Here is a 20,568-nt window from a genome sequence, read left to right on the forward strand (position 1 = left end):
CTGCCTTTATGTCAGTCTTCCATTCTTGCCCAGATGCTACGGATCTGGTCTGCCAGACTCATGGGGTCGAAAGGCTTGGGAATAACATCTATCGCTCCCAGCTTCTTGTAGTATGCCACCTCATCGCTCTGAACTTTCGCGGTCATAAAGATGACGGGGGTATCCGCCAGGTCGGGAATCCCCATAAGAGCCTCAAATGTTGACGGGCCGTCCATCCCCGGCATCATGACGTCCAGCAGGATGAGATCCGGGGCGAAGTCAGGTGCTTCTTGCAGAGCCTGCTGCCCCGAACCGCAACTCCTGAGGGTAAAACCTCCCACAGACTCCAGGGCCAACTCCGCAACTGCCCGAATATCCTCTTCGTCTTCGACATACAGAATTTTCTGCAGTGCTGCGCAGTTCCTAGTCATCCCCACGTCCTTTCTCATCGTGATCCAACCCCAGCCGTCGTATCAGTCTCTGGCACTCTGGAGACCTTTGCTCGCCTCGTGCCCGAAGGGCTGCGGCACGCATGACCAGAGCCGATTCGCTGGTCGTGTCCCTGGTAAGCATATGAACCGCCCCTACCAGGTTCCGCAACTGAATCGGCAGACGCCATTGCACTTTCAGCCGGTTGCCATAGGCCTGAGGCCACTTCTGCAGTGCAGTCTCAATCTGTTCGTCCACGAGCTTCCCACCACCGTCTACAAATTGCTGCAGAACTTTCAAAACGGCCAGCTCACCAATCCGACTGAGTAATCCTGCGCTGTGGAACTCAGACGGATCCAGGCGCAAGTCACCGGCAAGCTGGCGGGCTTCCCTGGCAACGTTTTCAACCATATCCAGAAAATCTTTCGCCTTCGCCGCCAGCCGTTTATCCTGAAGATGTCCGGACACATCCAGCGACATGGCAAGTGCATGCTGTAATGCCATATCCAGTCCGATGGTTCCAATCGCATTGCGGATATTTCCAACGGGCTCGCCGCTTCTCTGAAAAGAGGCACTGTTGGCGACATCCAGAATACGGCTTACCAGTGCCACCTCACCCGACCAAAGTTCCACAAGACGCACCGGCGAGAGATCCTGTTTCTGGGCCATCAGCTCCAGAACCGACGCAGGGTCAATCGAGGTAGGAAGCTGGATCACCATATCAATCGAAGCTTCCAGCAACCGATCGAGATCCAGTTCGACATCCCGAGTAATTTTTTCCGGGTTGATCAGGACCGCCAGTTTCTGGCGAACCAGTTCAACGCTGAAAGGTTTTGTAATGTAGCCATTGATACCGTAATGAGCCGCCGCCACGACGGAGTCGCGATCGGACCTGCCCGAAACCATCAGTAAAGGGGTAATTTCATCTTCTTTCCTGACCGTTTTCACCAGATCAAGTCCGGAACCGTCCGGCAAATTCCAGTCAATCACCATCAGATCTGCACCGTGCTTCAGCCACTGTTCAGTAGCCACACCGAGCTTGTCAGTGACAGAAATGCTGGCGGTCGGATAAACACCTGCGATGATTGTTTCCAGCAGATCCGCCAACAACCTGTCATCTTCGAGAATCAGTATCTTCATGGGATTTGGTCATTTGTCATGATTGCGGGTGCCAGGCAGTGACCCCGTCACGGCCCGCCTTTTTACGCCAGTACAATGCCTGGTCCGCGGCATTCAATGCGTCATTTGCCGACTTGAATGCATTCAATTCCGCCACCCCGGCACTCAACGTCACAGAGATTTCGCCTTCACTGGTGGTAAACAGGATTTCGGAAAAGCCATCACAGACCTTCCCGAGAACCTCTATGGCCATATTGCTGGTGCATTCTGGTAAAACAACAGCAAACTCCTCCCCGCCATATCGTCCGATGACGTCGGTTGACCGTAAACGGTGCCTGAGAAGGTTGGCGAGGGCCTTTATGACATGATCACCGGTACGATGACCGTAACGGTCATTGACCTGTTTGAAATGGTCCAGATCAATCATGGCCACGGTCGAGACATGCCCCATACGCAAACAGCGGGCATGTTCCTTCTCGATTTCCTGCTTAATGACAGAATGCTTCAACAGACTGGTCAGGCTGTCCCGGATAACCAATTGATTAAGTTGTCTTGCCCGATAACACCGGACCTGTACCGCACGAACGAGGTAATCATCGGAAACAGGCTTGGTCATGAACTCATCGCCGCCCTGGGCCAGGGCCTCCAACTGAACACTCCGGTCTTTCTCCGAGGACAGGTAAATAATCGGCAGACTTAACCATTGCGGCTCAAAACGAATCAGCTTCGCTACGGTGACCCCGGAGTAGTGTCCCATCCGAACGTCCAGGAGCATGATATCCGGGCGACATTCAGCCAGCGCCAGCAGCACTTCCTCAGGATCGCTGATGGCATGTACATCAAACCCGGCCTCCTGAAGCACCAACTGGTAGTGTCTCGCCAGGTCTTCATCATCGTCCAGAATCAGCACCCTGCCCGGGATAGCCTTACTCCGCTCATTAATCAGACGTTCAATCCGGTCCGCCAGCAAGGGCACATCCAGAGGTTCTGAAAACAGCGCGTCGGCTCCCAGATCGGCAAGGGAGTATCGGCGATCAAAGTCATTATGATTTCCCGTACAGATGAGCGGTGGGGAACTGATGCCATATTGTCTTTTCAGAAGCTGGAGGGTGCTGGAGATACTGGCAACGGACTCTTCCCGGGTAATGACCGCGAACGCCCCGGCACACACTTCTCCGCTCAGGTTGAGCAGATCAGACACATCCACCCTCTCGACCGTGAAGCCATGATTTGTCAGGGTATGCTTGAGGAATACGCCAACCGCCTCCGGCAAGTCGCAAAGATAAACCGCAATAGCCGCTTCCAAAGGTGGCACAACGGGTTCTGTGGCGGCGTCACCAGCTCTCTCACGAAACGTGCTTTGCGGCTGCGACAGCATGGTTCGCAACTGACGGGCACGGTGGAAAAAATCAGGTGTCAGAATGTCTTCAACGCAAGGTCCCCCGTTGGGGACCAGTCCGACACCTTGATCAGACTCGATCAGTGGCTTCAGGGATTGCTCCAGCTTCCGAGCTTCTGAGCCCAATATTCCAAGCCCGAATGTGCCTGCCGAGCCGGCCAACCGGTGCAGCAGGTGGTACATCGTCTTGATAATTGCGTGCTGATCCTCTTGACCCAATCCTCTCTCAGCCATACGGGCGAGGAACTCATCAAGCTGATCCAGGTCCCTGACAGCTTTCTGCCGAAAACTCTGGCGCAAGCCCTCGAGCTTTACTGCAATCTCGGCTGATGAGTCCTTCGCCATTAACAACCCCGAAAATAAGCACTGAACGATGTCTGACATTCTACGGTAATTTCAGCTAGTCTTGGCGACATAATCAAGATCATGGCCTACTCAGCGATGACACCATTGAAACTCACAGGTTCCCTTTCTCTTGGCAGCCGTGTTGCCCTGATTATTCTGGGCAGCAGCCTGATTACCGTAATAGCCATAGTCAGCATAGCTTATCAGGCGTTGGTAGATGATTTTGAAGACCTTCTCATCCAACGCCAACTTCTGGAAACCACACGCATGGCCGAACGCGTTGATCAGAAAATTGAGCTTCGTCTCAATGCGCTGACCGCGTTTGCCTCTCAACTACCCCAAGGAGACAGGCTGCCACCTGCGGCGGAACTGGAGGAATCGCTCAAGCGCCAATCCACACTGCGGGAGCTTTTTCCTGCCAGCCTTCTGGTGTTTGACGATCAGGGCCGCGCCGTTGCTGAAAATGTCCATGTCACGGGAAGGATTGGCACCAGCTATCAGGATCGCCCCCACTTCAGGAAAGCCTTTGCCACACTGAAACCGCTTGTCAGCAAACCGATTGTCGGCAGGGTGACCGGTCAGCCGCTGCTGTCTTTCCTGGCTCCCATACTTTCCAGTCAGGGAACATTGCTGGGGTTTGCAGGAGGCACCGTCGACCTGAGCGAAACAACACTTTTGCCAAAGCTGAACGTCGACAGCGAGGTTTCCGCGGGTGTCACACAAAGAATCATTGATACCGAGAACTTCCTGCAGGTCGATTCCGGTAACGGCGCACAGGACATCCTGCCGTTACCGGACCCCGGCGAGGATGCCCTTATTGACGCGGCACTGTCAGGCATCCGGTTTGGTCAGGTCATCGACAACCACGGTGAGCTCTTCATCTATGCAACCCATCACCTCCAGAGACTGGGCTGGATGTTTGTGCGAGCCGTTCCCTATGACCAGGCAACGGTCCCGGCTCGGGAATCGTTCTCACGCTTTGCCGTGATCACCCTGTTGATTGCACTGGTACTGGCAGTCATCAGCTATGCCCTGGCACGGGCAACCATGTCGCCACTGGACCGAATGACCGCCCGCGTCCAACGAATGTCATCACAGCCGGATTCCGCGTTCCGACTCAGGGAGGTTGGAACTTCGGAGGTCAAGAACCTCGCCAGGGCATTCAATCAGCTGCTGGCAGAACGGGAAGCGCTGGCTTACATGAAAGATCATTTTATGTCTTCGGTCAGCCACGAGTTGCGTACTCCTCTGACATCAATGAACGGAGCGCTGCGCCTCATTGCCTCCGGAGCCACCGGTGAGCTCGAAGAAAAGACCCAGGGCATGGCCGATCTGGCACTCAGAAACGGAGAACGCCTGCAACTACTGATCTCTGATCTGCTGGATCTGAACAAGTTGTCCGAGGGAAGCATGAAAACCGATATTTGTGCTGGAAAGCTTGCTCCAATCGTGTCGGAAGCAATTACAGACAACACTACGATGGCTGCAGATCATGGCGTCACTCTTACCTTCGATGTTAACGAAGATCTGACTTGTCTTGCAGATAGCCATCGTCTGCGTCAGATTCTGGACAACTACATCAGCAATGCCATCAAGTTTTCTCCCGAAGGCGGAGAGGTGTCCGTAAAGGCTGAGAAAACAGCTGGTTCGCGGGTCAGAATTGTCGTCAGTGATCAGGGACCCGGCGTACCGGACTCATTTTCCGGAGAAGTGTTTAAACGATTTGCCCAGGCAGAAACCGGCACCGCACGATCCGTTAAAGGTACTGGCCTGGGGCTTGCCATCTGCTATGAGCTGGCAAAGTTAATGAACGGCCGTGTTGGCTACTACAACCAGGGCGGAGCCCATTTCTGGATCGAATTACCAACGCCCGAGACAGCTGTCCCGGAACCATCGGAAATGGAGACAACGGGATGAAAAAGCCCGGTAAGGATACACAGAAGGACCTTCCGAAAGGGCATGCCAAAGAAGTGATGCAGAGACTGGAAAGGCAGAATACGGCCCTTTCTGTTCTCAACCAACTGGCGGTTGAAAACTCAGGAGATCTGGATCAGAAAATCGACAAGGCTCTCGAACTGGGAAAACAACACCTATCGCTTGATATCGGTATTGTCAGTGAAATAACCAGTCATATTTATTCGATACACTGGTTCCATGCACCTGCCGAGTCTGGCCTGGTGCCCGGCATGGCCATTCCGGTTGAAAAAACCTACTGCGCGCTGTTGCTTGAACAGGGCGAGAACCTGGCAATCAGCCACATGGGCCAGTCGAAATTTCGCTATCACCCCTGCTACTCGGAATTCGGACTTGAGAGCTACATCGCTGCCCCGATTGAGGTGAACAATCAACTCTTTGGCACGCTCAACTTCTCGTCTGCCAGCCCCAGAGAAGCATCTTTTACCGAAGCAGATCAGATGTTCGTGGTATTGATGGCTCGCTGGATTGCCAGCCTGCTCCAGCAACATTCCCACGAAAGTACCCTCAGAAAGCTGCTCGAAAACGTTCCCGGCATGATTTACCAGTACCGGGCTTTTCCGGATGGCCGGTCGTCGTTTCCCTATACCAGCGAAGGCATCCGGGATATCTACAATATCAGCCCGCAAGTCGCAAAGGCCGATGCCCGCGCTGCATTCAATTCCATCCACCCCGAGGATCAGGCGCGAGTAACCGAATCCATTGACCAATCAGAGAGAACGCTTGAGGTATGGAACCATCAATACCGGGTCAGGGGTTCAAAGCATGACTGGAAATGGGTTGAAGGACGCGCCACCCCTGAGCGCCTGCCGGATGGCAGCGCCATCTGGCACGGATTTATAGCGGATATTGATGACAAAAAGCGGGTCACATTGGCACTGGAGGAGAACGAGCAACAACTCAGAGCCCTGTTCGAATTATCGCCCATTGGCATCGCCTTGAGCGACTACGTCACCGGTCGTCCCATTGACGCAAACCACGCACTGGTGGACAACACCGGTTATACAAAGAATGAGTTCATCACACTTGATTACTGGGAATACACTCCGCGCGAATACGAACCGTTAAGAAATGAGGCCATTCAGGACCTGAAAGACCATGGGCGCTACGGCCCCTTCGAACAGGAAGTCATACGTAAAGACGGCACTCGCTACCCGGTCAGATTGCAAGGTGTTCTCGTGGAAGGAACATCCGGCCAGTCGCTGCTGTGGTCGCTGGTTGAGGACATTTCTGAACGCAGAAAAGTGGAGCGAATGAAAAACGAGTTTATTTCAACCGTCAGCCATGAACTTCGCACCCCACTAACGTCTATCGCGGGGTCACTCAGCCTGGTTGTCAGCGGTTCACTCGGGGAGCTACCCGACCATATCCATCGGATGATCTCGATCGCTTTCCGGAACAGCAAGCAATTGAAACATCTGATCGACGATCTACTCGATATGGAAAGGCTTGTCTCGGGACATATGACCATGAGCCTGAAAAGACAGCCAATTTCGCCAGCTATCGAAGAATGTATTGCGAGCCTGGGAACGTACGCGGTGGATCGCTCCGTATCGGTCACTTTTGAAAATAATCACCCATACCTTGCCGTTTTTTTTGACAGTCATCGTCTGAGTCAGGCTCTCGGCAACCTGCTCTCAAACGCCATCAAGTTCTCTCCAGAACAGTCGCAGGTGCGGGTAACGACCCGGATCATATACGGCAAATTGCTTGTGCAGGTTATTGATCAGGGGCCCGGCGTGCCGGACAGTTTTCGATCTCGAATATTCCAGAAATTTGCCCAGGCAGACAGTTCCGACACACGGGGCAAGCGGGGAACCGGCTTGGGACTCGCCATTACCAGGGAAATTATGTCCCAGATGGGCGGCAACGTGGATTTCGAATCCTCCGAGGGACACGGCGCTACGTTCTGGCTTGAACTCCCCCTCGACGAACCTGAAGAGAAAAAATGACGACAAAGGCCCATGACCGCTTGTTCCATACTCTGATCTGGGCTGCCCGTTCAGCGATTGTGCTGTTAATGGTATCGGTTGCCGTCATTGTTGATACCGCCAGCACCGAGAGATTCCGGTCGGACGTGCGACAGGAGTGGCAATCCAGAATCGATGACCTGAGCCTGAAACTCCAGGGAACGATCTTACAGAACATCCAGACTGTGTGGGGGCTCGCAGCCAACGTGTCAGTCAATCCCAACATCGGCGAAGCCCGTTTTCAGGAACTGGCGGCGGTTATTTTCGGGCTCGCGCCCGAACTGAGAAATATTGGCCTGGCTCCGGACTTCGTCATTCGCCATATATACCCGCTGAAGGATAACGAGGCGGCAATCGGTCTCGACCTGACCTCGCAAAGTCTGTCTGAAGAGCAAATCAACAGGCTGCTTGAGACAGAACGGGCCATATTCAGCGGACCGATTGACCTTGTTCAGGGGGGGCAGGGGCTGGCCGCACGCATTCCGATTTTCGAGACTGGATCCAGAGACTTCTGGGGGGTTATTTCCGTAATACTCGACCTTCCCCGTCTGTATGAAGCAGTCAACCTTGGCTCCGCGACCACGGACGGTGCGATCGCACTGTCCATGTCCACAGACCCTGAAGACAGTGACGGAATTTTCTTCGGAACAAGGGACGCAAACTGGAAGCAACCGGTCCAGGCCTCGCTGAACATGCCAGGCGTCACCTGGACTCTGTTTGCCCAGCCCAGATCCGGCTGGCCAGACCATCCTGAATTCCCCTGGCTGATCCGCGGCACGCTGATTCTTATCACCCTCCTGGCCACAGTCGTCACCTTCTGGCTGACCCGGCTTTTACTCAAAGACCGACAGATGCAACAGCGATTCTGGGGGCTGTTTGAACTCGCACCCATCGGTATTGGCCTGTACAACGCCAGAAGCATGACATTGCTGAGGGCCAACAAAAGTTTCAAACGAATTGTCGGAACCGGCGCTGACTCACTCGACTGTTTTGAAAACGCTTACGATCAGAACGGGAACAGGCTCCCGAAAGGTTTTGGCGTCATGGAGAAACTGACCGACAAGGTTCAGTTCAGTGGGCAGGAAGCTTACATTCAGGGTCCTGAAGGCGAGCTCAGACCACTGTTACTGCATGGACTCAAACTTCTCGACACCCACGACGGTAAGCCCATCATCTGGTTGATCGCCGAGGATATTACAGAACAAAAAAAGGTGGACCGTATGAAAAGCGAGTTCATCTCAACCGTTAGCCATGAATTGCGTACACCGCTAACATCCATATCCGGATCTCTGGGGTTACTGGTCCACGACGCCGCAGGCAAACTTCCGGACAAAGCGTCCCACCTCGCTAACATTGCGTATCGCAACAGCAAGCAACTCACTTTCCTGATTAACGATCTGCTCGATATCGAGAAACTGATCGCCGGAAAAATGGTTTTTCAGATGGAGAGTCATCGAGTTCACGATATTGTCCCGGAGTGTATCGAAAACATCGAAAACTACGCTGCAGAACACTCCGTAAGTCTGCAGGTCGGAGAACTCGCCGATGTATTGATACAGGCTGACCGAAGAAGGCTTTCCCAAGCATTGGACAATCTGCTTTCCAACGCCATCAAGTTTTCCCCCAAAGGCTCGGAAGTATGGGTGTTCACAAGGCAATCAGGCCAGACCGTACGAATCTGCGTTCAGGATCGTGGCAATGGTATTGAACCGAAATTCCAGGCTATGATTTTCCAGAAATTTTCTCAGGTCGACGCGTCCGACCGACGATCGCGAGGCGGAACCGGACTGGGCCTTGCGATAACGCGCGAACTAATGACACGAATGGGGGGCAATGTTGCCTTCGAATCAACACCCGGAGAGGGGTCAACATTCTGGCTGGAGGTCCAGGCCTCAACTGGACATACGGAGTGGCAGGAAAGGGTGTAGACCCCGGTAGGCAGACCCTACCGGGATAACCGCATTTACGCGGATTTAAGCATTTCTCGCACCACGTAATGCAGGATGCCGCCGTGTTTGAAGTAGACCGCTTCGTTCGCCGTGTCGATCCGTGATTTCAGCTCACAGCTTTCTGTTGAACCATCCTTGTATTTCACCGTCATTTTCAGGCTTTGGCCCGGTTTGATTTCACCGGACAAGCCATCAATGCTGATGGTTTCCTCACCGGTGAGCTTCAGGCTCTTGCGATCCACGCCTTCCGGGAACTGCAGAGGCATAACGCCCATACCAATCAGGTTTGACCGGTGAATCCGTTCATAGGATTCCGCCACTACGGCTTTCACACCAAGCAGGCGGGTGCCTTTGGCGGCCCAGTCGCGACTGGAGCCGGTGCCATATTCCTTGCCGGCGATGACCACCAGCGGCGTCCCCTGCTCCTGATACTTCATGGCGGCATCGTAGATGGCCATTTGTTCGCCGGTGGGAACGAACCTGGTGTGACCACCTTCCACTCCATCGAGCATCTCATTCTTGATGCGGACATTGGCAAACGTGCCGCGCATCATGACCTGGTGGTTACCCCGGCGGGAGCCGTAGGAGTTGAAATCATGGGGATCCACCCCGTGCTCCTGCAGGTACTTGCCGGCTGGCGTATCCGGCTTGAAGGAACCGGCCGGAGAGATATGGTCGGTCGTCACCGAATCCCCCAGCAGGGCCAGGATGTTGGCATCCTTTATGTCCTCGATGGGGTCCGGCTCCGGCCCCATGCCCTCAAAGAACGGCGGATGCTGGATGTAGGTGGACTTGTCGGACCACTCATACACCTTGCTCTCCGGGAATTTGATGGCCTTCCAGGTGTCGTCGCCTTCAAAGACTTCCCCGTATTCCTTGTGGAACATCTCGGTTTTCACCTTCTCAACCGCTTCAGCAATTTCCTGCTGGCTGGGCCAGAGATCTTTCAGATATACCGGTTTTCCATCCTTGTCAGTGCCTAAGGGGTCATTGAACAGGTCGAGACGGACATTCCCCGCAAGGGCATAGGCCACCACCAGCGGCGGTGAAGCCAGCCAGTTGGTTTTAACCAGCGGATGCACGCGGCCCTCGAAGTTGCGGTTACCGGACAAAACCGAGGCCACCGTCAGGTCGCCATCGTTAATGGCTTTCTCAACCGCCTCCGGCAACGGGCCGGAGTTACCAATACAGGTAGTACAGCCATAACCCACCAGGTTGAAGCCCAGCTCGTTCAGATCGTCCTGAAAGCCGCCGACCCTCAGGTAGTCAGTCACCACCTTGGAACCCGGCGCCAGGGACGTTTTCACCCAGGGTTTGGTTTTCAGGCCTTTGGCCACTGCTTTCTGGGCGATCAGACCAGCAGCCATCATCACGCTGGGGTTGGAGGTGTTGGTGCAGGATGTGATGGCCGCAATTACCACGGCGCCCGGGTCCAGACGGGTTTGCTCGCCGTTCATTTTCATCGGCTGGCTGGCGTGGGGTTCGTAACTGTCTTCAACACCGACTGCGGTCTGTCCGCCTTCGGATTCGAGATTGGCTTCCCGGCTTCCGGAAGTACCTTCTGCGGTTTCCATCAACAGCTCAAAGGACGCTTTCATGTCCTTCAGGGCAACCCGGTCCTGCGGACGTTTGGGGCCGGCAAGGCTGGCCTCGACATCGCCCATATCCAGTTCCAGCTTGTCAGTGTAGACCGGCTCGTGGCCCGGTTCGCGCCACAGCCCCTGAGCCTTGGCGTAGGCTTCTACCAGTTCGAGCTGTTCTTCCTCCCGGCCAGTCAGACGCATGTACTTGATGGTCTGCTCGTCCACCGGGAAGAAACCACAGGTGGCACCGTACTCCGGCGCCATGTTGGCAATGGTGGCGCGATCAGCCACGGGCATGTCTTTAAGGCCATCCCCGTAGAACTCAACGAACTTGCCGACAACGCCCTTCTTGCGCAGCATTTCTGTAACCGTCAGCACGAGGTCCGTGGCGGTGATACCTTCCCGCAACTTACCGGTGATCTTGAAGCCCACCACTTCCGGAATCAGCATGGACACCGGCTGACCCAGCATCGCGGCTTCGGCTTCAATGCCCCCGACACCCCAGCCAAGAATTCCCAGACCGTTGATCATGGTGGTGTGGGAGTCGGTGCCCACCAGAGTATCCGGGTAGGCGATGGTCTTGCCATCCTGGTCCTTTTGCCACACGGTCTTACCAAGATATTCCAGGTTAACCTGGTGGCAGATGCCGGTTCCCGGCGGTACCACCCGGAAATTGTCGAAAGCCTGCTGGCCCCAGCGCAGGAACTCGTACCGCTCCTGGTTCCGCTCCATCTCGATGGTGACGTTGTCCTTGAAGGAAGATGCATCACCAAACTTGTCCACCATGACCGAGTGGTCAATGACCAGATCCACCGGCGACAATGGATTGATCATGGCCGGGTCTTTGCCCGCCACTTTTACCGCCTCGCGCATGGCGGCGAGATCCACCACTCCCGGCACGCCGGTAAAGTCCTGCATCAGCACACGAGCGGGGCGAAACTGAATCTCGGTGTCGGATTTGCGATCCTTCATCCACTGCACCATGGCATCGATGTGACTTCGATCTACCGTGGTGTCGTCTTCGTTGCGCAGCAGGTTCTCCAGCAATACTTTCAGGGAAAAAGGTAAACGGTTGAGATCCCCGAGCGTATCCGCTGCCTTGGGCAGGCTGTAATAATGGAAGGTTTTACCGCCAGCCTTGAGGCTGGAAAAGGTTTTCAGGCTGTCTTTACCAGGACTGTCAGTCGACATGAGATGCCTCCTTATTCGTCGTTATCCGAGCATTACGGAAGGCGATACCAGCGCCTTTACCTCAATGTACTCCAACTGGTCGTGAATAGATTGAGGTAAAAGCGCCAGCAAGAGAAGTCACCTATAACTATTGCAGCGATTGGCGAGACTTCAACCACTGTTCCGTGAATGTTCGGGATCACTCCGGTGAATGTACGCGACTCTATATCGAACAATTGTCGACTTGTTCCATTGTGGCAACGGTCTGGCTTCTGTCATTATTATCCCCCGATACTCTGACGGACCAGAACCAGGTTGATTGTGAAACACGATTGTCATTACCACCCGGGCGACCCCGCCAAGTGGCACTGCGGCGAATGCCAGATTCATTACTGTAGCCGCTGCATGCCCGATGCCGATAGCCGCAAACGTCACGCCCTTTGCCCACACTGTAGCCGCGTTATGCGCTACCTTGGCGCCGCAACGGAGGCAGTGCCGTTCTGGAACCGGCTCGGAGCTTTTTTCCGTTACCCGTTCCACACCGACCCGTTGCTGGTCATCGCCATTTGTACCCTGGTGCCGCTGGTGATTCCTGCCAATATTGTCGGGATCATCATCACCCTGCTGCTGGCCGTGGCACTGCTGAAATACACCTACGCGGTCATCAACCACACCGCCGAAGGCCATATGAAGCCGCCACCACTGGCGGTCGCCTTTACCGGCAGCGGTTTTGACATCGTCATCCTGCAGTTGCTGGTTTTTGCCCTGATGGGGGGACTGGTGGGCGCCGCCGCCATGATTGGCGGGCCGCTACTGATGATGCTGGTGCTGGCGTTCGTCATACTCGCCCTGCCCGCCAGCATCATGGTGCTGGCCATGGAGCGCTCGGTGGGCGCCGCGGTGAATCCGATGAACCTGGCGGTTTTGATTTCCCGCATTGGCACCCCCTACTTCCTGCTCTACGGTTACCTCATACTACTGACCCTGGCCTCCGGCGCCGCCCAGGACTTTGCGGTCAACCATTTCCCGCTGTGGTTCTCCCAGCCCCTGGCCGGCTTCCTGAACAGTACCTTTACCCTGATCCTGTTTCATATGCTGGGTTACCTGTTGTTCCAGTATCAGGAAGAACTGGGATTCGCCAGCGACTTTCAGGAAACAGAGGATGAAACACCTTCTCATAAAAAGGACCGGAGCGTCCGCCTGGATGCCGACATCGACATGAACCTCAAGGACGGCAACTACGACCGCGTTCACGCCATGCTGAAGGAAGCCCTGACGAAGGATCCCCACAACAGCCAGCGTCTTGGCCAGTTCTACCAGCTCCTGGACGCCCGTAACGATACCGCCGAATTGTACCGTTCTCACCCGCGACTGCTGGGATGGCTCGCTGCCCGCAATGACGGTGACGGCATCGCCCGGTTGCTGGAAACCCTGGAAAGAACGCAACCCGGCTTCCGCCTGGATGACCCGGAACTGGCGGTGCAATGCGCGCGGGCATTATATAACCGCGGCCACTTCAAGCCGCTGCTGAAGCTGATGCAGGACTTCCACAAACGTTTCCCGGGAAGCAACGAACTGGCGCCCGCCTATATCCTGGTGGCCCAGGCCCTGGCCAACGGCCTGAATCAGTGGGAAAAGGCCACGGCCTTTCTCAACTATGTCCAGAAACGCTGCGTGAATCACCCGGTGCACGAACAGATTGCGACTTACCTCAAGCAGGCAGAAAAACGGGAGCCGTTGAAGGGCCCGAAGGCGTCGTTCCTGGTGGAAGAGTAAACAGCCGCTACCACCAGGCCGATATAGGAAATTGTGGGGTGGGGCTTTCCAAAACCCTGCGGAGCCATGGGTGAAGAGCTAAGTGCTCTTCACGGGCAGGCCATGGACGGCCTGCCCAGGACCCTCGCTGCGACGCAGGAGCAATAAGCAGTGAGGGGCGGAGCGGAGCGTACAGGGATGTATTCACAGCGTGTTTTGGAAAGCCCCACCCCACACTTTTCGTACACCCTCAGTTAGCCGGTAACAACTGCCGGTAGTGACGGGCTTTCGGACTCATCTGGCGTTTTTCGAGTTCTTCCACCAGTAGCCGGCAGGCCTCGCCGGTCAGTAAATCATCACCGGTGCTGCGCAAGCGCTCAAAGGCCTTTTCTGCGGACTTAAGATCATCATGGCGCAGGCTGGTGAACAGAACCCGATTGTGATCTTCAGCGGCCAAAGGTGAATACCCTTCGCCTTTACTGAGGTACTCCTGCCAGACTTCCACCAGGCGTTCCGGCTGGCGGCGGCTGATGGTTTCGTTCATCAGTTCGCGGGTTCGATCCCGGTATTCCGGTAAGTCTGGTCGCAGTTTCGCCAGCTGATACAAGTGTTCCAGAAGAATGGGGCGATCGGGGTAGCGCTCCCACAGGGCCTCAAACTGACGGCGGGCCACCTCGAACTCCATACGCCCGAGGCTGCCCATGGCCTGGGCGTATGCGGTGGTGAAACGCGCGTCCTGTTCTTCCTCTTCCGGCTCGAAAAACGCTTCACGAACCTGCAACACACTTCGCCCCAGCAACCACACCAAGGCCGCCCCGCCAATCAGCCCACCGGCGTGGGCCATGTAGGCGATCCCGGTGGCGCCGGCAAACCAGTAATCGTAGATTTCCTTACCGAGCCAGACCGGCAGGATTGCCAACGCCGGTGCCCGGAAATAATTGAAGTAAACGCCAATAAAGTAGAAAAAGCGGATTTTCTGCAAGCCGTAGATGGCTACGTACATCCCCATCAGCCCGGAAATGGAACCGGAGGCGCCGACCAAAGGTACCGGGCTGCCCAGGGAAAAGGCGGTAAACACCAGCCCCGACAGGACACCACATAGCAGGTACGCCAACAGGTAACGACCCGCCCCCAGGGCTTTTTCCACGGTAAACCCCAGCAGAAACAGGAACAGCAGGTTACCGATGATGTGGCCCCAACCACCGTGTAGGAACTGGTAGGTAACCAGGGTGTACAGGGATAATTCCGCAGGCACCAGTCCCAGCTGATTGGAGCTGAGACGATCGATATAGCGGGTCTGGATTGCTGTGCGCTGCTCAAGCCATTGCTGCCGGTCGGCGGGCGCCCACAGCAGCTCCCGGTTTTCCCGCATGTACTGGTAAAACTCGGGATTTACCAACAGGCTGACCGCTACCCAGACCTCTTCACCGGATTCCCGCACCCGCTGAAAATCCTGTAATTCCAGAATACGCTCAGACTCGCCCTCAAAACGGATCTCCCGTTGCAGGTAGTCTTCATAGACCGGCGCTTCCAGTGCCGCCAGATCAGACGCCAGGTATTCTTTAATCGCCCCCTCCATCAAACGGCTGTCACCGCCCTGGTAAAACAGGAAAACGAGCAGGCAGGTCACGATCAGGCCCAGGGTCGCCCAGGGTGGTCGGCGCCAGTTAACGGCGTTCTCAGCGGGAATAATCAGCATAGGCGGTCACAATTCATCATAATCTGTCCCTGAAACAGTGTTTTTTACCACAGCAAGGCCAGCTTTTCGCGCTCAAATGAAAGTCAGGGTAGTTCACAACCCCATAATTGGAAGGCTGTCACACCAGATTCACACAAATGCCATTCAATCGGGGCAACCGGTAAGGCGTGATCCACCCGTTATCGACCATTCGCCAATTGCCGTTGTTCCCGGCCACGCCAATAGTAGTCAGGAACAACAAGAAAAACCGGATACTGGAAACAAGGACACTGACATGACCGTACTCGTATTGGACAACCCGGAAATGCTGGCAAGGGCCGCTGTGGAAGCCGGCCTTATCATGTCTGCTGCGACTGACAACAGTCCCCACAAGCCGCACCGGATGCGTTTTCACTATGGATTTAACAAGCACACCCTGGACAACCAGGATGTGGAGATTCTGCGACAGCATGCGGTCTATTTACGCCAACAACCCGGTGCCCGCATTCATATCCACGGCCACTCGGATAATTTCGGTGCCGAAGACTATAACTGCTTCCTGTCTCGCCTCAGAGCCACTGCGGCTGCCCGCCAGCTGATGCAGGAGGGTGTCAGGGAATCCCAGATTGTTATCAGTGGCTGGGGCAGCACAAGGCCGCTGGCGCGACCTGAAGACCGGGCAGCAAACCGCCGCCTTGAGCTTGAGTACCTGACCCAGGAAATGGCGAGGGCACTCTGAGGATCTACCTGCAAGCGAGGTGACCGCCGGGAGCCTCAGTGAGCGGCCTTGGGCCCGAGTCTTCCTTCAGCTATAGATCTGAAACACATTCCAGAACAAAAGCAACGCCGTCACAAGGATCGCCAGCCAGGTGAGGGCTATGCCCGCCATCCTGGCTTTGTGCGTACCCCCACGGCCATTGATCATGCCCCAGGCATGCAGAACGCGCCCGACAACGAGCGCCATGCCCGACCAGTAGACCAGAACCCCGGGCACGCCATTGAGTTCGGCCAGGCCCAGCATAATGAGCCCTAGCGGCGCATACTCCACCAGGTTGGCATGGGCCCGCACGGCGGCTTCAAAATCCCGGTCATCGGTTACCCCCATGCCTTTCTGGTATTTCAGGCGATAGCGAACCACATGGGTCGACAACACCAACAACAGCAGCCCGATAACAGCCGCAAATACCGCAGTAACAGGTACTATCATGCTCAGGCCTTCTTGATGGCGCTGACGACAGCCAGGAGCAGAACCGCGCCGACGGTGGCTGTTACCAGTTCACCCACAGCCCCTTGAGCCGCCAGCCCTAGCAGACGGAAGACAAAGCCGCCGATAAAAGAGCCCACAATGCCGATACCGATATTGGCCAGTACTCCAAAGCCACGGCCCTTCATGATCAGGCCGGCCAACCAGCCAGCAACACCACCGATGATCAAAAACAGAATCAGATTCATAACACGCCTCTCCCTGCCTTTCGGACGAATTGTTCAGATTCCGAAAGACTGCCCTGTTTTCTGTTCTGCTTCAAGAACATCCGATCACGACATGGCGGAAATAGCGGCTTCCATCTCTCGATGGCAGCGCGCCATCAGCTCGGGAATATCAGCCGTGGTCAGACCGGAGGTTTCAATGGGAGGAAGAACCCGGATCGATACCGGCTCGCGACGACCGAGCCAGCCGAGGGTGCCATCCTTATACTGACTGGCACACACCATGGTGATAGGGGCACCAGAAGCCACGGCAGCGTGGAACGCGCCTTTCTTGAATTTTTGTAGCCCGCGCCCGCGACTACGGGTGCCTTCCGGAAAGATCCACAGACTTTTGCGTTCCTTTACGATGGCGTCGCTGGTCACCTGCATCACCGCAACGGCTTTATGGGAACGGGCACGATCAAGAACCACATTCCCGCCAAGCCAGAATATCTGACCGAAAAAAGGGATCCAGACCAACGACAATTTGCCAACAGTCACCGTTCGGGGCGGCAACAGGTCCCCCATCACAAACAGATCGTCGTTGTGTTGATGGTTGGCAATGACAACCGTTGGTCGGTCTCGGGGGATGTTCTCCTGCCCGCTCAGCGGTCGTTCCATCCCCAGAATAAAACGTCCAACCCGGCCGACCACACACCCGAATAACCGGTTATTGTCTGGATTGAATGGTCGCGCAACATAGAGCAACAGCGCTATAGCACAAATAACCGGCACACTCAGCCAGGCCAGGAATTTTCTCAAAGCACCCATGAAACAACCCGTCTACGTAATTTTGCGCACAAGTGTAAGCCATACTCATAGCCCCGCGACAGTGTCAATTTGTACGGGATCATGTTCATTACCACCAACCGGAGGATGGCTGGATCTGGCTTCCACCACGTAACGCAGGGGACCACGGTTATCGAAACTGTCAAAAGGAAAACAGGTGACCAGTAGCAGGGTGTCGTCATCAAGCAGGCCGGTGTCAATCCGCTCATAACGACTGTCAACAACACGGACATTATCGACCCGATAACCGTACCAGCGACCAGAACGCGTCTGCAGCTTCAGTTCACTTCCCTGCTCCAGGTGGCGCAGGCTACTGAAATGGGTATCCCGATGGCCGGCAATCACCACCGGTCCCGGCCCGGCAGCGTTACCCAGCACCTGCCCCGGGCCAAACGCCAGACTCTCGCCATGAGCACCCTCCAACACAATCATCGACTGACCCAGTTCCGGCAATGACAGCCGGGCCACTGGCCAAGTGTCGGCCCAGGGCCAGGGGCGGGTCTCGGTCTGCCGAGCCTGACTCTCGGCCCAGGCCAGTTCCAGCAACTCCTGGGCCACCACGGCCTTGAAGGGAATCCACAATCCGGCGGTCAGAATCGTGGCGGACATCATCACCATTAACAGGAACAGGCGGGTCATGAGAACACCCTCCGATGGACCATCAGCGCCGCCGACGAGAACATAAGACCCAGCAACCCCAGAGCGACCAGCAACGGCGAGAGGGTGGCGGTCTGGGGATAGCGCAACATGCCGGGCTGGCTTCCGGTGGGCAGCAGGGTGGACAAGTGGTCGGTCTCCAGAGCCGTACCGGTATCCCGGATCGGGGTCTTGTCCAGCGCCACGAAACTTGTGTAACGGGTCATCAACTGATGATTCAGGGCAAGCGTGGTGACTGCCCGCCGGGTGTCCTCATCCACTTGGCCAGACAGACCGGTGTCCAGCAGGCTGTCGATTTTCTCCCGCGCCCAGTAGCGATGCAGGCCCTTGCCAGGAGCGGCCTGCCCCAAGTCCAGGGATTGCTGCCAGCGGCTGCCATCGGGCAGCCGGCCAGATACTGCCAGCTCACCACGGGCGGCCCCGCCCCGGGTCACCTGCACCATGGGTTCACCCTTGAACAGGTCACCGGTTCGTCTGGGAAAACTCTCTGACGCAGCTTGCTGATCCGGCCACGAGGCCCGGATATCGGTCAGTACCGGTGACTGCATCTTACCGAACAGCTCATCCAGCGGCCCGGACACATCTCCCAGATCGCTGATGGCGGTATAGGTACCACGGCCATAACGGGCCGCCTCGCGCATGAAATGCATATTCGGCGCCGAGCCTATGCCAACAGTGAACAGTCGGCTGCTGCCCAGTTGTTGACGGATCTTTGCAAATAGCGCCGCCTCGTTCCCGACCGCACCGTCGGTGATGAACACCACCTGTCGCACATGCTCGTTGACGCTCTCTTCAACCTGCTCTTCGCCCCCCTTCCCCAAGGCAACATCCAGTGCCGAGGCCATTTCCGTACCGCCATCAGCGGTCAATTCGCGGACGTAACGCCTGGCCTGATTCAGGTTGTAACTGTCGGCGGGCACCGCTTGCCGGTGCAGACTGCTGGTCTGACTGTTGAACTGGATGACATTGAAGCGGTCCGCCGGCCCGAGGGTGTCCAGTCCCCGCAACAGCGAGGCGCGGGCCTGACGGATGGATTGGCCGGCCATGGAACCGGAGGTGTCGATCACGAAGATCAGCTCACGGGGCAACTGGCGATCCTGTGCCAGGCCCGGTACCAGTAGGGCCAACAGGTAGTCCTCTCCCTGCCACTGCTCATGGAATACGGCAGCAGAGGGCTCCTGCCCTCGTACTGGTGCCCAGCGCACCACCAGGTCCCGGTCCATCAGGATGTCACCCTCGTCCGGGGTAACCGTTACCGCGTCGCCGTTCCAGGTGCTGGTAAGACCGTGGGTCGGGCTGGTCACCGTGGCCACCGGCAGCCCGGCGTTGATCACCAGTTCCACCTTCGCCCGGTGACTGTTCGGGCCCATATCTTCCGGCAACACGGTAAAAGGGCTGATCTTGTCAGCATCAGGCACTTGAGTGGTAGGCGTAGCCCAGCCACCCTGCCATTGCTTCGGCCCGTCGGCGATGGGCGCGCCCGGCATGTAACGGGGCGTCAGGGTGGTCGGCAGTCGCAGTTCGAACTCACCGGACTGGTAGCGCACCGCCTGTTGGTAGTGCAGTTCAACACTGACCGTCTCTCCCGGTGGGATGTTGGCCAGACGAGTGGTGAACAGGTTGGGCCGCTGCTGGTCCACGCGGGCAGCCCTGCGCCCCTCCTTCTTGGCCCGGTCGTACTGCCGTTTGGCTTCGGCGCGCTCCTTGATCTCACCCACAATCACCCGCTCTCCGGCGGTCATGGTCAGGGCATAGACACTGGCGTTCTCCGGCAGCGGGAACACGAAGACACCCTCCCTCCATTGCTGACTGGTGTTCTCGAAGCTCTGACGCAGGCGGGTATCAGCGATCAGACCGCTGACCGTGACCCGGTATTCGGTGGTCAGCAGGGTAGCCGGCTCCTGCCATTGGCCTTCACTGTCGACAAAGTGGAAAGCACCGGCGCCCTCAGACTGGCCGGGAGCCTCCAGGGCTTCCGCCATCATCGAATGACTGGCGAGCATCAGCAGGAAGGCCAGCCAGAGGCTGATCCCTTCCATACAGCGGATGGCACGACGTGCGATCGGGCGAGGGGCCGCACTGCGGGATGGGGTTGCTACAGCACTGGTCAGCATCGTTGGATTCCTTTCTTTTTTGTGAATCGTGATGCTGATTTCAACCCATGGAAGCGATCATCCTGTGTCAGAATCTGGCGGTGCGGCGGCCAATTATGATGAATTATGGCAAAGGCGCCCCGTTTCCTTGTGATCGTGCGTCAGCGTGATTAAATAGACGCTGCACATTACCTGTACTCGCCGGAAAGGAC

At 56.3% G+C, this 20,568-nt stretch carries 15 protein-coding genes; 5 read left to right on the top strand and 10 right to left on the bottom strand.

Annotation, left to right across the window (positions count from 1 at the left end; translation table 11 throughout):
• Positions 1-11: 11 nt before the first annotated feature.
• The 3 genes from MARLIPOL_RS05960 to MARLIPOL_RS05970 are packed head-to-tail and all read right to left on the bottom strand — an operon-like array spanning position 12 to position 3,271.
• A complete protein-coding gene (locus MARLIPOL_RS05960) occupies positions 12-410 on the bottom strand; it encodes a response regulator (protein WP_012137200.1) in 399 nt (132 codons plus the stop codon).
• Positions 403-1,548: a response regulator gene (locus tag MARLIPOL_RS05965; protein ID WP_012137201.1), complete on the bottom strand. Its 1,146-nt coding sequence runs from the start codon at positions 1,546-1,548 to the stop codon at positions 403-405. The genes MARLIPOL_RS05960 and MARLIPOL_RS05965 overlap by 8 nt, the downstream gene beginning before the upstream one ends.
• Before the next feature lie 16 nt (positions 1,549-1,564).
• Entirely contained in the window at positions 1,565-3,271 is a 1,707-nt protein-coding gene (locus MARLIPOL_RS05970; RefSeq protein WP_012137202.1) for a diguanylate cyclase, read from the bottom strand.
• 96 nt (positions 3,272-3,367) lie between these two features.
• Here MARLIPOL_RS05970 and MARLIPOL_RS05975 point away from each other — a divergent pair, with 96 nt between their 5' ends.
• Genes MARLIPOL_RS05975 through MARLIPOL_RS05985 form a run of 3 tightly spaced genes read left to right on the top strand, consistent with a single transcriptional unit; the run spans position 3,368 to position 9,143 of the window.
• Entirely contained in the window at positions 3,368-5,188 is a 1,821-nt protein-coding gene (locus MARLIPOL_RS05975) for a sensor histidine kinase (protein ID WP_012137203.1), read from the top strand.
• On the top strand, positions 5,185-7,197 hold the full coding sequence (locus MARLIPOL_RS05980) for a sensor histidine kinase (RefSeq protein WP_012137204.1): 2,013 nt from the start codon (positions 5,185-5,187) through the stop codon (positions 7,195-7,197). Before MARLIPOL_RS05975 ends, MARLIPOL_RS05980 begins: the two co-directional genes overlap by 4 nt.
• Entirely contained in the window at positions 7,194-9,143 is a 1,950-nt protein-coding gene (locus MARLIPOL_RS05985; RefSeq protein WP_012137205.1) for a sensor histidine kinase, read from the top strand. The genes MARLIPOL_RS05980 and MARLIPOL_RS05985 overlap by 4 nt, the downstream gene beginning before the upstream one ends.
• 35 nt (positions 9,144-9,178) lie before the next feature.
• Here the strand turns inward: MARLIPOL_RS05985 and acnA are convergent, their stop codons facing one another.
• Positions 9,179-11,938, bottom strand: coding sequence for an aconitate hydratase AcnA (gene acnA / locus MARLIPOL_RS05990; protein WP_012137206.1), 2,760 nt, complete (start codon positions 11,936-11,938; stop codon positions 9,179-9,181).
• Between the two features lie 300 nt (positions 11,939-12,238).
• Between acnA and MARLIPOL_RS05995 the strand changes: the two genes are divergently transcribed.
• A complete protein-coding gene (locus MARLIPOL_RS05995) occupies positions 12,239-13,693 on the top strand; it encodes a hypothetical protein (RefSeq protein ID WP_036190791.1) in 1,455 nt (484 codons plus the stop codon).
• Positions 13,694-13,922: 229 nt separating this feature from the next.
• Here MARLIPOL_RS05995 and MARLIPOL_RS06000 read toward each other — a convergent pair whose 3' ends face one another.
• Complete coding sequence (locus tag MARLIPOL_RS06000) at positions 13,923-15,371, bottom strand: rhomboid family intramembrane serine protease (protein ID WP_012137208.1); 1,449 nt, start codon at positions 15,369-15,371, stop codon at positions 13,923-13,925.
• A 274-nt stretch (positions 15,372-15,645) separates the two neighbouring features.
• On the opposite strand from MARLIPOL_RS06000, the gene MARLIPOL_RS06005 reads away from it, so the two are divergent.
• On the top strand, positions 15,646-16,089 hold the full coding sequence (locus tag MARLIPOL_RS06005) for an OmpA family protein (RefSeq protein ID WP_012137209.1): 444 nt from the start codon (positions 15,646-15,648) through the stop codon (positions 16,087-16,089).
• 66 nt (positions 16,090-16,155) lie between these two features.
• Here the strand turns inward: MARLIPOL_RS06005 and MARLIPOL_RS06010 are convergent, their stop codons facing one another.
• From MARLIPOL_RS06010 to MARLIPOL_RS06030, 5 genes are all read right to left on the bottom strand, one after another.
• Positions 16,156-16,557: an MAPEG family protein gene (locus tag MARLIPOL_RS06010; protein WP_012137210.1), complete on the bottom strand. Its 402-nt coding sequence runs from the start codon at positions 16,555-16,557 to the stop codon at positions 16,156-16,158.
• Between the two features lie 2 nt (positions 16,558-16,559).
• Positions 16,560-16,802: a GlsB/YeaQ/YmgE family stress response membrane protein gene (locus tag MARLIPOL_RS06015; protein ID WP_012137211.1), complete on the bottom strand. Its 243-nt coding sequence runs from the start codon at positions 16,800-16,802 to the stop codon at positions 16,560-16,562.
• A gap of 84 nt (positions 16,803-16,886) precedes the next feature.
• Positions 16,887-17,588, bottom strand: coding sequence for a lysophospholipid acyltransferase family protein (locus MARLIPOL_RS06020; protein WP_012137212.1), 702 nt, complete (start codon positions 17,586-17,588; stop codon positions 16,887-16,889).
• A gap of 45 nt (positions 17,589-17,633) precedes the next feature.
• Positions 17,634-18,245 carry a class GN sortase gene (locus MARLIPOL_RS06025; RefSeq protein WP_012137213.1) on the bottom strand — a complete coding sequence of 204 codons (612 nt, stop codon included), beginning with the start codon at positions 18,243-18,245 and terminating at the stop codon, positions 17,634-17,636.
• Positions 18,242-20,377: a marine proteobacterial sortase target protein gene (locus MARLIPOL_RS06030; RefSeq protein ID WP_012137214.1), complete on the bottom strand. Its 2,136-nt coding sequence runs from the start codon at positions 20,375-20,377 to the stop codon at positions 18,242-18,244. Before MARLIPOL_RS06030 ends, MARLIPOL_RS06025 begins: the two co-directional genes overlap by 4 nt.
• Positions 20,378-20,568 lie beyond the last annotated feature (191 nt).

This window comes from Marinobacter lipolyticus SM19 (assembly GCF_000397065.2).
Classification (GTDB): domain Bacteria; phylum Pseudomonadota; class Gammaproteobacteria; order Pseudomonadales; family Oleiphilaceae; genus Marinobacter; species Marinobacter lipolyticus.

Excerpts from the sequence above, each read along its gene's own strand:
- MARLIPOL_RS05960 (WP_012137200.1), bottom strand. The coding sequence starts at position 410 with ATGACTAGGAACTGCGCAGCACTGCAGAAAATTCTGTATGTCGAAGAC.
- MARLIPOL_RS06015 (WP_012137211.1), bottom strand. The coding sequence starts at position 16,802 with ATGAATCTGATTCTGTTTTTGATCATCGGTGGTGTTGCTGGCTGGTTG.
- MARLIPOL_RS06025 (WP_012137213.1), bottom strand. The coding sequence starts at position 18,245 with ATGACCCGCCTGTTCCTGTTAATGGTGATGATGTCCGCCACGATTCTG.
- MARLIPOL_RS06000 (WP_012137208.1), bottom strand. The coding sequence starts at position 15,371 with ATGCTGATTATTCCCGCTGAGAACGCCGTTAACTGGCGCCGACCACCC.
- MARLIPOL_RS06030 (WP_012137214.1), bottom strand. The coding sequence starts at position 20,377 with ATGCTGACCAGTGCTGTAGCAACCCCATCCCGCAGTGCGGCCCCTCGC.
- MARLIPOL_RS05980 (WP_012137204.1), top strand. The coding sequence starts at position 5,185 with ATGAAAAAGCCCGGTAAGGATACACAGAAGGACCTTCCGAAAGGGCAT.
- acnA (WP_012137206.1), bottom strand. The coding sequence starts at position 11,938 with ATGTCGACTGACAGTCCTGGTAAAGACAGCCTGAAAACCTTTTCCAGC.
- MARLIPOL_RS05975 (WP_012137203.1), top strand. The coding sequence starts at position 3,368 with ATGACACCATTGAAACTCACAGGTTCCCTTTCTCTTGGCAGCCGTGTT.
- MARLIPOL_RS05970 (WP_012137202.1), bottom strand. The coding sequence starts at position 3,271 with ATGGCGAAGGACTCATCAGCCGAGATTGCAGTAAAGCTCGAGGGCTTG.
- MARLIPOL_RS05965 (WP_012137201.1), bottom strand. The coding sequence starts at position 1,548 with ATGAAGATACTGATTCTCGAAGATGACAGGTTGTTGGCGGATCTGCTG.
- MARLIPOL_RS06005 (WP_012137209.1), top strand. The coding sequence starts at position 15,646 with ATGACCGTACTCGTATTGGACAACCCGGAAATGCTGGCAAGGGCCGCT.
- MARLIPOL_RS06020 (WP_012137212.1), bottom strand. The coding sequence starts at position 17,588 with ATGGGTGCTTTGAGAAAATTCCTGGCCTGGCTGAGTGTGCCGGTTATT.
- MARLIPOL_RS05985 (WP_012137205.1), top strand. The coding sequence starts at position 7,194 with ATGACGACAAAGGCCCATGACCGCTTGTTCCATACTCTGATCTGGGCT.
- MARLIPOL_RS06010 (WP_012137210.1), bottom strand. The coding sequence starts at position 16,557 with ATGATAGTACCTGTTACTGCGGTATTTGCGGCTGTTATCGGGCTGCTG.